The sequence below is a fragment of the Pseudomonas graminis genome, assembly GCF_001705435.1.
In the GTDB taxonomy this organism is placed as follows: Bacteria; Pseudomonadota; Gammaproteobacteria; order Pseudomonadales; family Pseudomonadaceae; genus Aquipseudomonas; species Aquipseudomonas graminis_B.
The window spans coordinates 414,756-429,184 of record NZ_MDEN01000069.1 but is presented as its reverse complement, the minus strand read 5'-3'; the positions used below and the strand labels follow the sequence as shown (position 1 = coordinate 429,184).

Sequence of the window (14,429 nt, the reverse complement as noted above, 5' to 3'; positions counted from 1 at the left end):
CCACAATGACGTCATCAATGTAAATAAACTATTATAATAATGGTACCAATAGTTTATTTCAATTGATAAACGCAAAAAAGATTAGACCTATGAGCTATACCAATTGTATATCACATGAATTATAGCGAGTCAATATATGATTAAGCCGACTTTAACCGAACGTGACCAAGCGGCGATTGGATCAGGTCGAAAGGTTGAACGGGTTGATCAGCAATGCACTCGCAAAGGCAACTTGAAAAATGTCCTTCTGGTGCATACCGAGCCGCCGCGCCTCTACGAAACGGCAACCGGGCAACCGGTGCCCTCATTTAACGCCTACTCCCGAGGCATCCACAGACAGCTGGGAACGAAAAGCTCACGGGCGAGAAATGAGCAATACACCTACCGCAATGCGGGCTTCATTGACTACCTGTATGAGTCCAGAGCGATCGGCGCCGGCCAGATTGATCCGGAAGCGCTCGGCGAAACGATCAATTCCTACTTCATCTTTTTGACCCAAGGAGTCAACAGCACCGACTTCGTGGTCAGGACGGTGGCTAAACGGCTGGGTCGGACGCCAATCAGCGTTGTCTCGGCCCTTGCCTATAAAGCTGCCGCCAACCATTTTCTGCGGCTTCACGCAGCTCTCCTGAGGGACTCATTGGCCATGGCCAACTTCCTCAACCCGGGAATCGTGATCGAGGCCCCAAACGAACTCGATGCTTTGGCAGATCGACGTCGGAGCAAAATCGAGATCGAACAGATGCGTTCGAAGCTCATGGAGTTCAAGGAAAAACCTGCTGACGTCTATCAGACCGCGCAGGGAGGCCTAGAGGGCGGAAAGGCTCCCAAAAGCAAGCCCCCAAAGGAGTTTCCATCACGTCGAATTTTGAGCCTGATCGAGAATCTGCCGCCCTTAGAGAAGGTAGTTGCCTTGCTCCAAGCTGGCGGTGGTCTCCGACAGTCCGAAGCCTGGGCCATGAGAAACGATGAAATCAACTTGAAGGAACGCTCCCTTCGCATAGAAGACCCTAACCACTGGCGCGACCCTTCCGCTAAAGATTTGCCCTTCAAAGGAAGGACGACAGCAAGAATCTACATGTTCGAACCCTTTGAAACCCTCTTCTATGATGCTTTGGCTGAATACAAGGCAATACGCCCCACCTCAGATAGCGAGTTCCTTTTTATATCAGACAACCGCAATAACTATGGTGAGCCATTGGTCGATGCTGTCAAACCGAACTCGCTTAACCGCAGGATTAATCGCGCACTCGCAAAAGCTCAACAAAAAGCAGGAATAACTGATAGCACACCTACGAAGTTATATACTTCCCATAGTCTTCGTCACTTCTACGGCTATTGGGCCAGGAATTTTGTCTACATCCCTGGGCGTCGTGGAGTTGGATTAACCCTAGGTGAGATTCAGGTGCTAATGGGGCACGCAAATATCGCATCCACTATTATTTACGCCAAGCTCGACCAAGAGGTGCTCATGGCCGAAATTCACGCTTCGCAGCAAATGGCGGCTATCTGGAATGAAACCAGCAGTATCGACAGCCTGCGTGCGGATGCGTATGAAGCCTTGGCACAAGATCTGCGCGGACGCTTGGCAGCATGATTAACGTATCGAAAGAAATTCGGTTAATCGCGCCCGAGAAGTTGCACGCTGCTTCAAAAGTGATTTTCAGTAAAATGACCGAGCCATTAACGTCCAAGCGGGTGAACCTAAACGAATACTCAAGCGACAGGCAGTACCACAAACGTCACGCCATCGTAAAGTTCTGCCGATTAAGATCCGCTCGACAGACGTCCGAGAGTGATCTGAACAATATTTTCAAAATTACCCTGCTGGAAGGTGATGGTGGCCCTCCGGCGTCAACGCTGTATCACCAACTGACAGGTATACGTCCCGACCGACCAGAGGACGTGACGGGCTTAGTAGTTCCATTTAAGGCGCTGCTCTGCCTGCTCTGGGCAGAGAAGATAGTAACCTTGCCATTCATATTCGAGTTGAGCTCTGCATGGAAAAAGAATCCAGAGTTGGAAAAACAAACCTGTGGGTTTATTTTCGAGGTAGCAAAGGGCTCAAACAACATTGAAAGAGCCTCCAGAAGGTGGCAGTACCGCACGTCATGGCAATCTAAAGATGATGTGAATTTTGACGAAATCTGGGCCGCCATACCTGAGATAGTGAGTCTTAAACTTGATAAAGGAAATAAACACTTCTCTTTCATACCTTGGCTCAAGAAGTTCTCGGCCATGTTCAGCGAAATCGTGTCTCCTGAACAGTGCTTCTACCTTGAGCGATATCAAATGTACCTTATATCAAAACGCGCCCACAACGAAAGTATTGCTCAAAATATTAAGGATTATGATGAGTATGTAAAATATTATGTTATGACACCTGAGGAAGCGCAAAACATACCCACGCACGACCGAAAACTTCGTCGCTACAAGATCAGAAACATTAACAGAGAGTATGCTCGCTCTTCTCCGACAGCTAAGCTTAAAAGAAAAGAGCGAACAATCATAGAAAGACAGATGGCTCGAATAGAAAAGGCGCAGCGCGTCGCAGACGAAAGCGAAGCCTTGTATAACGAGCTTCACTCTTCGATATCCGCCGAGGACTACCTGCTTTTACTATCTCTACCTCCGCGAAAGCCTGACTTCAATTGGGTGACAAACGATTTCTATCCCGGTCGCTCACACATCGAAATCGAGAAGACCTACCGTCAGTGGGTAACGATGGCGGAGATATTTGTTGCCAAACTTATCAATCCTAACAACCCTAAAAACTCCAGAAGCTATATAGACAACCAGATCCAGCATATCAAATTCTTATTTGACTACATCTTTTTTTACCTACCTATGTGGAAAGAGCTGCATCCTACTTCCACACTTCGGCTGCCAGAAACCATCATTGACTTCGAGCGAGTGGTATTTTGGTGCGACGATCTAATTGACCATGAAACCGTACAATCGATTTATCGAGATCATGACATTTCTGGCAACCTTGAGATGCCACTGACCGGATTGAAACTTCGCACGTTGATGTTCACGGAGAAATCTACTAAACCCTTTGTTAATTCAGTGCATCTCTTCTTTGAGCTAGTAAGAACCTATGGCGCACCTCATGGGTTTGTAGATGGTGGGTATGCCAATCCCGTCAACCGCTCCATGGATTCGACTGGAAGTGGCGGACGATCGAAGTCTGACAAGAAGCCATTCCCTCGGGACATTTCAATTATCGCAAAAGCCTACATGAGCGCGCTTGACGCCATTGGCATCAACATCAGAAACTCCATATTAGATGGTCGCATTGCTCCTGAAACAATTGCAGAAATCAAATCAAGCGATTGGATTGATCTCACGAAAATCCACCTCGGCACCACGGTAACTTTACGCAGTTCCAAGCGTCCACTGGAGACCTATCAGATACCCATTACAATCATACCCAACATCTACAACTGGTGGTATGGCGATTACCACTCAACCAACGCAGCCACCATTGTTACGGCATACTTGCCCTGGCTTTCAACACTCAGGATGCTGGCTATCGGACTATTTGGAGGCCAAAGAATACAAAATGGCCAATGGTTGGATCTCAGAACGTTCGACAATTTTTATCACGAAAAATACGTTGACGCTTTCAATCTCTGCACGCTGCATGTCAACACAGACAAATCTGGGAAATCGAGGGATGTTGTGATCGATGGCGATGTCATGAAGAGTCTCATCGATGAGCGATATTTTCAAACGGAGGTTTACACCAGAGCTCCTGGCCTTGTTTATTACGAGAATGACCCGAGGGATCCTAACAAATACGGCATGATTTGCCCATTGTTTAGAAGTCCTTGGGGAGACCACGACCTCCCTTTTTCGGACGGGACATACTCTGACGAATGGATACATTTTTGCAGGGGCTTGGAGCAGGTATATAACTCCATTGTAAGTCCCGACTCGCATCACAGCTTCATAACCATAAGCGCTTCTGGCAACGAACTGGCGGTGCATGTCCCACACTCTCTTCGGGTGGCGTGGATTTCTCACATGCGATTGTACGGGCACCTCGATGTCACCTATACCGCTCAGCAAGCTGGTCACAAAATAAATGATCAGATTGCTGTGACAACCGACTACTATACAGTGGTTACTCCCGAAGATATGTTAGAGAACATAGGCCGTGCTAATAGCATCGTCACAGACAGTGCCTATGAAGCGCTGATGGGCAAGATTAATCAGCCGAGCTCGCCGGGCAGCGCCATTGTTAAAGGGTGGCACGAAAACAAGGCGCAGCTCGTCAAAGATCAAAAATTCAGAAGCCAGCAATTTTATCTCATCGATAGCCAAGAATCAGGCACAGATTTGATAGCCACAACCAAAGCCCTGCCGGGATTTTACACTCATTGTATCTGCATGCGTGATGGCGACTGCCCCAAGAAACTTGTGGAGTTCACAGGACGTTCGAGAGTTTGTAGCCTTTGCGATGCAGCAGTATGGGGCATCGATCATTTGCCAGGCATGAATGTAAAGATGCGACAGGCTCAAATCAACAGTCTTCAACTCGTGGATAAAATCAGTCAGCTGGCTGACGCAGCCATTTCACAAGCTGAGATGGAGCCATACCATCACGAACTGACAATCGCTCGCTACGAGATCGCATCATATAAACATTTGGCCGATCACCTTAATGAAGTATTGGATTCGGACAATAAAAATCCAGGGTATATTTCCCGCTACCGTGACCTCGTTGGTGCTAAGCGACATGCTGTAGACATGTCAAACCCTCTCCACCGGGTTATTGCGGGAATTATTGATTCTGAAGCCTATCCGCACTTAACTTCGGCCAATTACCCCTACATGGTTGAGCGGCTAGCCAAGAACCCAGACCTTCTAAAATTAGAACTAAGCGATCCTACGTCGAAGCAGCTTATCGCCTGCCAGATAGCCACCATCCTCAGAAGCTCAGACTTCACTTTTGAAGAGGTGATTACGCTTGTTTCAAATCCTTACCTGGCCCTGGAGCGTGAAAAAATTGAATAATCATCGTTCTGACCAGCTGACGCTTCAGGATAAAAATAAGCATGATTGGAAGCAGGAGCAACTCAATAGAACTTTGGCAAAGACCAAAGCTACTTTAGAGTCATTGATCAAAAAAAATGTGCCGCCCTACAAAAATTTTTCAAACTTGGCCAGGGATGTGGCTCTCATTGTTGGCGTGGATCCTTCACTTTATAGAAAATCAAATACACCTCAAAAGAGACTTTTTGATAGCTATGCTGTGAAACTCTGCACAAAGATCCCCCGAGTACTTGCAGAATCCTTGATTCCAGAAGAAACGCTTCAAATCAAACTTAGCGAAGCGAAACATAGGATTCTGGTTCTGGAAAATATATTGAGCGATCTATCAAAAAAATCGAAACCAAAAATACCCATGATTAAAACTGACAGTTTCCTGCACGCTTTCGAAACGACCTGCAAGCTAATCGAAATCATATTGAAAGAAGATCAGTTCCTATATTTTGAAAAAGGTCGCTTGATGACCCGCGCAACGATGACAGCAGTTCCCGCATCACTCTCTGATGCAAAAACTTGCAAACCCTTCTTGGACTGGCGCCATGCAAAAAACACTAATCTTGGATCGCTTAGCACAGCTGAACTTGAAGAATCGCTTCGCTCTTCGACTGAAAGAGGAAATGGCAAAACTGATTGAGGTAGACGCCTTTATGCCCATGAGGAAAGGCAGCATTGATCTTACATGGTTGGCAGCCAGGATTGGCGCCACTCGACAAATATTTTATGCCCGCCGAGGCAACCCCGAAGTGCATATACTCCTAGCGATGCTGAATGAATTCCTGGAAAGCTCGATCGCCACTCTTCCCGGAGGCGCGCCTCTAAATATTGAAAATTCCAGATTGCAAACCGAATTGACCCTGATCAAGCAGGAAAATTCGACGCTGAAGCAACAACTTCGATCGGCGCGTCATGTGCTAAACATGATCCACGCAGGCGGCATCGTACTGAGCGATCGCCCATGAAGAAGTACCTCATCAAGCGGCTAATCCATCGGCTAGATGGCATCAGCCAAATCACCTGCGTCCACTCAGGGAACGGTAGAATCGCCTCATTGCGCTTTCGCACTGATGCATTCGATTTTCCGCTGCTTGCCGGGCGCATGTACATGCTGCGAACCGCTGCACGTAGCCATGGAGTCAACCTGATAGCTGCTCTGGAATGTGGCCTAGACATCTCGGCCTGGGTCACGCTCATTGAACACAACTTTTTCCTCGCCGATATTCAGCTCAAACCTGCTGCAAAACGACTGCTCAACTCCCTGGACGCAGCTCAACGCGAGAGGCTTCTAGCCAGTCTCGTCCAGAATGACCTGAAACCCTGGCAAGGAGTACTCCCAGCGCCGCAATGCACTCTGCTAGGGGTAGCGTTCCAAGAGTCTCAGCAACGGTTCCAGCACGTTAAAGGACTCATGGCCTGGGGGCTTCCTCAAACGCGCGCAGAAGCCTGCTATGACACGTTTGGTTCCGATGCATGCGCCGTTCCGCTTGCCAGGCTCAAGGCCCTCTTGTCGTTCGGCACATCGCAGTTGATTCAATCAGTCCTGTCCTCACAAACGAGTTTGGACGCCAGCCAACGTGCGGCGCTTGAGCTACTGACCTGGTTCAGAGATCAAGGCTCGAAGGGACGCACGATCTTTCACAAGACGGAGCTGCCCAAGTCCTCCGGAAAGGCCCTCGAACTCTGCACCGACCGGGGCTGGACAATTGTTGATGGGGAGTACTGCCAACTCAAATCCCACGCTATGCTTCAGGTCGCCGTGCGCAGACAGCTCGAACGCCTATCGAGCAGTTTTTTCCCCATCTATACGCCTCAGGAAGTCCAGTATAGTTATTCCAGATACAGCCAAGTCATCGCATCCTATGACCATCATAATTACCAAGACGAAATCATCGTAGCCATCAACTCAAGGCTGTCGGTGATCAGTGCCCGTGCTCTACCAAGCGTTTGTGAGTTCACGAGCCAGCTGTCCGGCACCCTGCAGATCTTGTACGCGCCGGCTCCTCAGCTCGTCGTGTATTCGAGCTCCATGCTGCCTATCTATGATGCCTGTACTGAGAACGTTGCAGTTCCTTTCCACGAACTCCCACCTGACCTCGCTGAGTACGGCACCGTCATCATCACCGACTGCCATCTACTGACGCTCAGTGACTTCTTGGTGGCCCTCCAGGGAGTCCCTGCCTCCACGCGGGTGGTGCTATTCGATGCCCGGCCAGCTATGGCTGAGCAACCAGCACATTTCCTGGACGTTCTCAAAGCCTACTACCCCACCATCGCCCTGCACGCGGCGAGTCACCCCGTATCAGCGATCCCAGCGCCGAACCTTGAGCTCAACGGCGAAGACCAGGTGTTCAATGTCCACTGGGCCGAGCAATGGCACCAAGCGTCAAAGGGTGAAATTTTTGTCAGTGACTCTCCCTCGCTGATCGCAACGATCAATCAGCGTCTGGGTCGAGTGCGAGCACCGGTAGTCCTTCAAACCCAGGAGACAAGTTTCAGAAAGCATGATCTGATCAGAGTGCGGCCAGCCCATGCCAACAAGTGGGATCCTTTCATCTGCCGGATTCATTCCGTCAGAGGAAAGGGGCTGTTTGTGGAAGCGGAAGGCAGGTACTCCACCTTGTCACCTGAGTTCGTTGACGAGGCGAATGTGTCACTTGGCTTCGCCATGTCTCCAGAGGCAGCCGTACAGGCAGGTGCACGATCGGTCGTGCTGATCGCAGCGAAGGCATCGAGGCATGCTTGGATTGATTATCTCAAAGCCTATCGAATTGAGGTCAAGCAGGTGTATGTGCATGATCAACCTATGACGGCGAAGACAATACCGATCTTTCACCAACGGCTGACCCCACTGGTTGAGTAGGGCCTTGAGCCCCCTCGCGGGCTTGTCCTGTGGGTCATCCAAAAATCCAGTACTAGCCCTGCCGAAATCTTTACTACATTCAACGCCAGGACACAGCGTTGATATGATAGTCACCCTCGAATAGTCTTCCGCGAAGGTCTGAACTCTAACGGCTTTGCTCAAGGAAGCGCGTCATGCCCATTGATCTATTCACACATCAGGTCGATGCCGAGACCCAGCATGCGATTTTTCAAATGATGAACGAGGCGCCCTACGGGCCCGAGCGCGCAGTTTTGGCTAAATGGGCCGAGGGCTTCGAAGATCGTGACGGTAAGTTTGTCAGAGAGCTGCAAACGACTTTCGAGTCCTCATTCTGGGAGCTCTACCTGTTTGCTGCGCTCAAGGAATTGGGTCTACCAATCAACCTTCGTCATCATGCCCCTGACTTCGTGGTGGAGGGGGGCGTGCCATTCTGCCTGGAAGCGACGATTGCAAGACCGCCGGTTGGCGGAGAACCTGCATTTGGCTTTCCCATGGCCGCACCTCCTAAGGACTTCACCGATTTCAACATCGAATCAACCCTGCGGATTTGCAACAGTTTCGATGCCAAGATTAAGAAGTACCGCAAAAGCTACCTCAACCATGCGCACGTTGAAGGCAAACCCTTCGTAATTGGCATCGCATCGTTCGACAGGCCGCACTCACATTTCGCATCTGGGCGCCCAATCCTTGCAGCATTGTATGGGCTTTACCACGACGAGGCGGCGACCAAACCGGGGGACACCCACGTCGTATCGTACAACGTCACTGCAGCGCCTAAAAATGCCAATACCAACATTGAGGTCGGACTGTTTTGTGACGACTCACATGCGGAAGTATCAGCGGTTGTTTATAGCTGCCTCGCCACTTGGGGGAAGCTGAGGGCTCTGGCTGATAGTCCTGAGGCACCGTCCGTGTACACCACCTTGCACCCTAATCAAGGGAGCCTGATTCCAGTGGTGCGGAATACCTGGAAACGAGACTACACAGAGCACCTCATGGACGGACTCTATGTGCTTCACAATCCGTTTGCTCGGCATCCCCTGCCTCCTGGACTGCTCAGCCATCCCCGGCTATGCGAGGTAAGGGTCGCTGATGATGGGGAGCTCATCTTGGATGCCCCGGATGATTTTCTGCTCTTAAGGATGCTGCAAAGCATCAAGATCACTTGAGGGCCGACCAGCCACATACGGCTGGTCGCTTCGAATGTGTGCCCTTCTGACCCACTGTATCCTGCCAAACCAGATGAAGCGGGCCTCAACCGCAGTTGTTAAAGGCAATCCAGATGTCCGTCAGATTCATACTTTTCGACGCGTTCGGCACCTTACTTCGAATCCCGCAGGGCAGACACCCCTATCGCATGATTTTGAAAGATGGCATCCGACAAGGGCGTCTCCCGCAGCCGAACAATCTGCACCAGGTCATGACCCGCAGCCTGAGCCTGGCGGAAGCGGCTGAGCTTTTCGAAATCAGCGTACGACCCGATCTCATGGTCGAAATTCAAGGCGCACTGGACGCTGATCTAGATAGCATCGAACCGTTTGATGATGGAATGCGAGCAGTGGAAATGCTGCAGGCCGAAGGCATCAAGATTGCCGTTGCCTCCAATCTCGCTGCACCATATGGAGAACCCGTACGCCGACTGTACAGCGCAGTCGTGAGATTGCGAGCAACTCCCTTCCATGAACACTCCTGTGCCACATGAAAAACTGGATCTTGGACATCACGAAAATGCCATCAGCAATGGCAATACTCCCCTATACAACACGATGAGAGCTCTCCGGCGGCCTGAACACCCGCATGAATTCAGCGCCTTGAGATTGCCGGCCATCCCGTGAGAGGCCCGGAAACTCTGCTCACCTCACCTTTGGAAGCGAACAGCCATTTTTTCCAATTGCCCCGATGGCCACTTTAGCGACGACGCAGTCACCGACAGCTAAATTAACTAAATATTGGTAATCCCACAATCTTAGTTACGAAAACTCAGTTATCAATTTAAGGCAAAATCAATGTTATACCCGCAACCAATACACCAGCTCTAAATAATAGCTTGACACTACCGCCGCCATCATCTTTAGTTAGCAAGTCGCTCAGAACTCAACGTGATCACCATGACCTATATCCACTGCAAATTGTATGCCCGTGAGGAAATAACAAGAAATGTCGGCAGTTTGCAATCCAACGTAAAAACGCCATTCGTGGACTTAAACATTGCACAAGCATGAGCATGCTTATCAAAATTTACCAAATGATTGAGTACCACTTACACGTTAAACCCGGTCACTTAATTTAATGCGAAGCACAATAGGAGAATATTAGCATGCCCGAATCACCGTATATTACTCACCGCGACATCTTTCTAACAGGAATGTATGGTACTGCTTACCTCCTGCAGGACTTTATCCTATACCAGTACAATCCAAGCAAGTTCTTCTCCGACACAGACCAACGTTGTGGCGGATTCGACCGCCGTCATCAACAAATCTATGAAGACCTTAAAGCTTGGTTCTCTGACCACGGTGCTGCTTCGCCAGGGTTTAGGCAGATCGCTGAACACCTTCAATCACAAAGAATAGCCCGGGCCCAGTCCGTTTTTGAAGAGCTTTGTCGGCTGCGAGAGATGTTTCCCGCTGACTATCCCAGCGAGCCCGGAGCGAACCCGTCGGAGGAGCATGGAAATGCGCTGCGGAACCATGAGTGGTACCACGAACAAAACGTGTCCAAAGGCTACATCTCAAGATGAACTCTGCAGCCAGGCCGACCCGGTTCTTACCTGCTGCCGAAGTCGATTCATGGCTGCCAAACCGAGAGAACTTCTTAAACAAGCCATTCTGAATTCGACCAGGGACTTTGATACGTATGCTGAAACAAGACCAGATCCTCGCCTGCGGTATGACAATGCTGAATCCAACCCAGTGCGAATTATCGCTGAGGGAGGCCTTCCCTGATCAAATCGAACGGCAGCAGCGTGTGATGCTTGCATTGAATTTTTACGACGCGTACCTCGCCATTATCGACGCGCCCATTGATAATGCACTCAATCCCATGACAATGGTGGGATTCAAAGGGTTCCTAGCAACTGAGCTCGAAATGTCTAAGGCGGAGTTAACTGCCACGGTTTGGGCCGTTAGTGACCTGCTGGCGCTGTATGGTCTGATCAGAGAGGGCGATGTTCAATTTGCCCTGAGCCAAGATGAGGCTTTCGATCGATGCACCTACCAAGGGCTGAACCGCTTACAGGATAGAATTTCCTACTACGCCAGTTGGTTTGCTATCCAGAGTGGACAAGGCGTCTACGTCGATTTCACGATTCTGGATCCCCATCTGAGCCGCTCATCGCAGCAGTTCCTTCGTAATCACCTTGGTATGTACATGATCGATAAGGATGCCGATCGGGCAGAGATGGACGCCAGGTTCATTACCAGCATTATTCAAGGGTACGTTACGAGATGGCCACATCGTGATCTGAGCCGGGCGCTCTCCGTGAAGGAGACCCGTTCATTCATTGCTGAGATCAATGCTGAGTCGGACAATCAGATGGCCCGCGCAGGCTTTACGGCCCGAGACGCCCGCATAAATCGTGGGTATCTGGCAAATGTCATTCAGGGTTTTTTCATACCTGCGGACATTTTTACTACAGCAGTGTTGTGACGACGCCCTACCCTACATCCATTCATCCCTTACATCTTGTCAGCCCGGGTCGCTCAGGAGTAAAGACCGTGAGTACGGAACGTCGTCACATGCCGCTCGACGGAGGATCCCGGCCTCTCCACTGGCGGCATATGATAAAAACTGCTCGCCAAAGGTGCGAACCAGGTACTCACCGCAGTCCAAACCCATCTACTTCAGCTCCGCAACCAGCTCCTCCCGCCCATGCAAGCTAGAAACGCCCAGGAGTATATTCATGACCTGCTCCGACCACCCAGAAGCTTTCATGCCTTTGCGCTGATAAAACGCCCCCCAGCCGCTCATCATTAGATCACAAGCCGTCGCGCGACCGTCGAGAGTGGGAGCGACGCAGATACCTTCTTCAGCGCGCTGGATCTGAAGCTTGAGACCATCCAGGAGTCCCGCCAGTCCAATCCATCAGGCATTGAACTGACTATTACCATGGCTAAGCGATTCATGGCCCGACCAAAACATCGCATTCAGCTTGACGATCTGGTTACGACCCAAGACAGGCTCGACGCCATAGAGTTTGAGCGTGAATATTGCTCAGGTTTGCGGTGCAGTCCGAGCACCTCGTGACGCCGGGCAACCAGTTGCTGGCAGAGCCGAATTCCCGTTTCACCCGTGGCGCCGATCACAAAAACTTTCGCCATCATGCCCTCTGGAATTTATTTCCCCCTCCCGCATTATCCTAAACAGCAGACCCGCACACTGGCGTCCGGTAGTGGAAAAAGATGGAGCATCGCAGCCGCAGAGGCCGGCAGGTGAACGTTTGAGGAATGGTTTGATCCCAACGCACCTGTGAAATCTGCAGGCTGAAAATTCCGGAATCTGGTAAGCCCAATTCCGGTTTTTTCGTTTCACGACTTTCGAAACGCTGCAGCGCTACTCGGATAACCAAGCCGAAAGAACGCTTCTCGGGTAAAAGCCCACTATTGATGCTTACCAGCACCGTTGGAACTCGCCAGGTTGAAGAGATGCTGTTCCAGCTAGCTGAGGGGTTTTCTTTTTGAGGGGGCAAGCGCACTTGATCTGCTGGTCGTGGCTGATTCAGAAGAGACTGATCTCACTGAAAAGCACGGGCAGTTTTGGCGGATTCGTTGAATCCAGCGCGATACGCCAATATCCAACATCACGCCAAGCGCCATGCTTGAATCCTACTTCTGGATACGTACCAATGTGAGCGAAGCCAAGTGCTTCGTGTAGTCCCACGCTGCCATCATTGGGCAGAGCGATCCCGGCATAGGCTGCGTGAAAACCTTGCTTCTTCAATGTTGGCAGCAACACGTCATACAGTGCCCGACCGACGCCACTACGGTGCGCTTCTGGCGATATATAAACGGTGACGTCGACCGACCAGCGATAGGCCTCACGAGCCCGGTGCTGACTGGCATATGCATAGCCGATGACCTGGCCGTCTCGCACCGCAACCAGGTACGGGTAAGTTAGCAGAGTCGACTCAATCCGCATGGCCATCTCTTCGACTGAAGGCGGCTCAAGCTCGAACGAAATCGTAGTGCTCTCAACCATTGGTGCGTAGATTGCCTGGATGGCTTGAGCGTCCGAAACCTGCGCAATCCTTACTGTCGTCTTGCTCATCCTCTATCCCCTTGGTGGCTCAAATCGATCTTTGATTGACTCGTTTCGAGAGCGACTCGGCGCTTTCCTTTCGCTCCGAGTAGCGATCTACCAGATACGTTTCCCGGCCCCGAACCATCAGCGTGAACTTCATTAGTTCCTCCATCACGTCGACCACACGGTCGTAGTAGGCAGATGGCTTCATACGGCCTGCGTCGTCGAACTCCAGGAAGGCCTTGGGTACTGACGACTGGTTTGGGATGGTGATCATCCGCATCCAGCGCCCGAGAATTCGCAGCTGATTTACCGTGTTGAACGACTGTGATCCACCGCAGACCTGCATGACGGCCAGGGTCTTGCCCTGGCTGGGCCGGACAGCCCCCATCGTGAGCGGAATCCAATCGATTTGGGCTTTGAATACAGCAGACATCGCGCCGTGACGCTCCGGCGAACACCAAACCTGTCCCTCTGACCACAGAACCAGATCCCGCAGCTCTTTAACCTTTGGATGGTCTTCCGGAGCGTCATCAGGGAGAGGCAAGCCCGAGGGATCAAAAATAACTGCCTCGGCTCCCATTAGGGTCAGGATGCGCGCGGCCTCTTGGGTCAGTAGCCTGCTGAAAGAGCGCTCACGGGTTGAGCCATACAGCAACAAGATGCGCGGCTTGTGAGTCGGTTGCTCGTTGCCTTGCAGACGATCCAGTGTGGCGACGTCAATCAGCGCCTGATCCAGATTAGGTAGATCCGGACTGCTCTCCGACGAAAATTCGTCCATCACAGCTCACCTATACGATCTAGCTCGCGCTTCAGTTCCTGCGGTGTAAGCGTCGAATGATCCAAGCTGAAGAATGCCTCGAAACGCTTTTTAATCTGGACGACGGTTGCGTCAAATGCGGCCTGGATTTCGCTGTCTGTTCCTTCCACATCGGAAGGATCGGCAAGCCCCCAGTGGCTTTTGACAGCAGGCCCAAAATAGACCGGGCATGTTTCGCCTCCAGCCTTGTCACACACGGTTATCACAACATTCGGTGGTGAGTCCGAAAAGACCTCTGAGCCTTTGCTGTAAAGCCCCGAGGTATCGATACCCAGCGCTTGCAGCGTACTCACGGCGCGTAAATTCAGTTTCCCGCTAGGGAAGCTGCCAGAACTGACGGCAGTAAAGCCGCTCGGGGCCAGATGGTTGAACAACCCCTCCGAGAGAACGCTCCGGCAGCTGTTTGCCGTACACATAAATAACACTTTCATGGGT

At 50.9% G+C, this 14,429-nt stretch carries 12 protein-coding genes and 1 pseudogene; 10 read left to right on the top strand and 3 right to left on the bottom strand.

Features of this window, described 5'->3' with window-relative positions:
- The first annotated feature begins 136 nt into the window (after positions 1-136).
- The 10 genes and pseudogenes from BBI10_RS24090 to BBI10_RS28140 form a co-directional block, all read left to right on the top strand.
- Positions 137-1,597 carry a tyrosine-type recombinase/integrase gene (locus BBI10_RS24090; protein ID WP_083233253.1) on the top strand — a complete coding sequence of 487 codons (1,461 nt, stop codon included), beginning with the start codon at positions 137-139 and terminating at the stop codon, positions 1,595-1,597.
- A complete protein-coding gene (locus tag BBI10_RS24085; protein WP_065992384.1) occupies positions 1,594-5,022 on the top strand; it encodes a hypothetical protein in 3,429 nt (1,142 codons plus the stop codon). Before BBI10_RS24090 ends, BBI10_RS24085 begins: the two co-directional genes overlap by 4 nt.
- On the top strand, positions 5,006-5,692 hold the full coding sequence (locus BBI10_RS26895) for a hypothetical protein (RefSeq protein ID WP_227447887.1): 687 nt from the start codon (positions 5,006-5,008) through the stop codon (positions 5,690-5,692). Before BBI10_RS24085 ends, BBI10_RS26895 begins: the two co-directional genes overlap by 17 nt.
- Entirely contained in the window at positions 5,676-6,017 is a 342-nt protein-coding gene (locus BBI10_RS24080; RefSeq protein ID WP_226504912.1) for a hypothetical protein, read from the top strand. The genes BBI10_RS26895 and BBI10_RS24080 overlap by 17 nt, the downstream gene beginning before the upstream one ends.
- Positions 6,014-7,915 (top strand): hypothetical protein, encoded by a 1,902-nt coding sequence (locus tag BBI10_RS24075; RefSeq protein WP_065992381.1) that lies wholly within the window; start codon positions 6,014-6,016, stop codon positions 7,913-7,915. The genes BBI10_RS24080 and BBI10_RS24075 overlap by 4 nt, the downstream gene beginning before the upstream one ends.
- A gap of 173 nt (positions 7,916-8,088) precedes the next feature.
- The gene (locus BBI10_RS24070; protein WP_065992379.1) at positions 8,089-9,105 is read left to right on the top strand and encodes a glycosaminoglycan attachment site; all 1,017 of its coding nucleotides are present in this window, start codon (positions 8,089-8,091) and stop codon (positions 9,103-9,105) included.
- Between the two features lie 113 nt (positions 9,106-9,218).
- Positions 9,219-9,638 carry an HAD family hydrolase gene (locus BBI10_RS24065; protein ID WP_226504910.1) on the top strand — a complete coding sequence of 140 codons (420 nt, stop codon included), beginning with the start codon at positions 9,219-9,221 and terminating at the stop codon, positions 9,636-9,638.
- Positions 9,639-10,253: 615 nt separating this feature from the next.
- Entirely contained in the window at positions 10,254-10,676 is a 423-nt protein-coding gene (locus BBI10_RS24060; RefSeq protein WP_065992378.1) for a hypothetical protein, read from the top strand.
- A gap of 116 nt (positions 10,677-10,792) precedes the next feature.
- Positions 10,793-11,584 carry a hypothetical protein gene (locus BBI10_RS24055; protein WP_065992377.1) on the top strand — a complete coding sequence of 264 codons (792 nt, stop codon included), beginning with the start codon at positions 10,793-10,795 and terminating at the stop codon, positions 11,582-11,584.
- Between the two features lie 911 nt (positions 11,585-12,495).
- A pseudogene (locus BBI10_RS28140) lies at positions 12,496-12,615 on the top strand (antitoxin Xre/MbcA/ParS toxin-binding domain-containing protein); the annotation flags it as partial.
- Positions 12,616-12,652: 37 nt separating this feature from the next.
- Here the strand turns inward: BBI10_RS28140 and BBI10_RS24045 are convergent.
- The 3 genes from BBI10_RS24045 to BBI10_RS24035 are packed head-to-tail and all read right to left on the bottom strand — an operon-like array spanning position 12,653 to position 14,425.
- Positions 12,653-13,201 carry an arsinothricin resistance N-acetyltransferase ArsN1 family B gene (locus BBI10_RS24045; protein WP_032656505.1) on the bottom strand — a complete coding sequence of 183 codons (549 nt, stop codon included), beginning with the start codon at positions 13,199-13,201 and terminating at the stop codon, positions 12,653-12,655.
- 19 nt (positions 13,202-13,220) lie between these two features.
- Positions 13,221-13,955 carry an arsenical resistance protein ArsH gene (gene arsH / locus BBI10_RS24040; RefSeq protein ID WP_065993189.1) on the bottom strand — a complete coding sequence of 245 codons (735 nt, stop codon included), beginning with the start codon at positions 13,953-13,955 and terminating at the stop codon, positions 13,221-13,223.
- On the bottom strand, positions 13,955-14,425 hold the full coding sequence (locus BBI10_RS24035; protein ID WP_065992376.1) for an arsenate reductase ArsC: 471 nt from the start codon (positions 14,423-14,425) through the stop codon (positions 13,955-13,957). The genes arsH and BBI10_RS24035 overlap by 1 nt, the downstream gene beginning before the upstream one ends.
- Positions 14,426-14,429 lie beyond the last annotated feature (4 nt).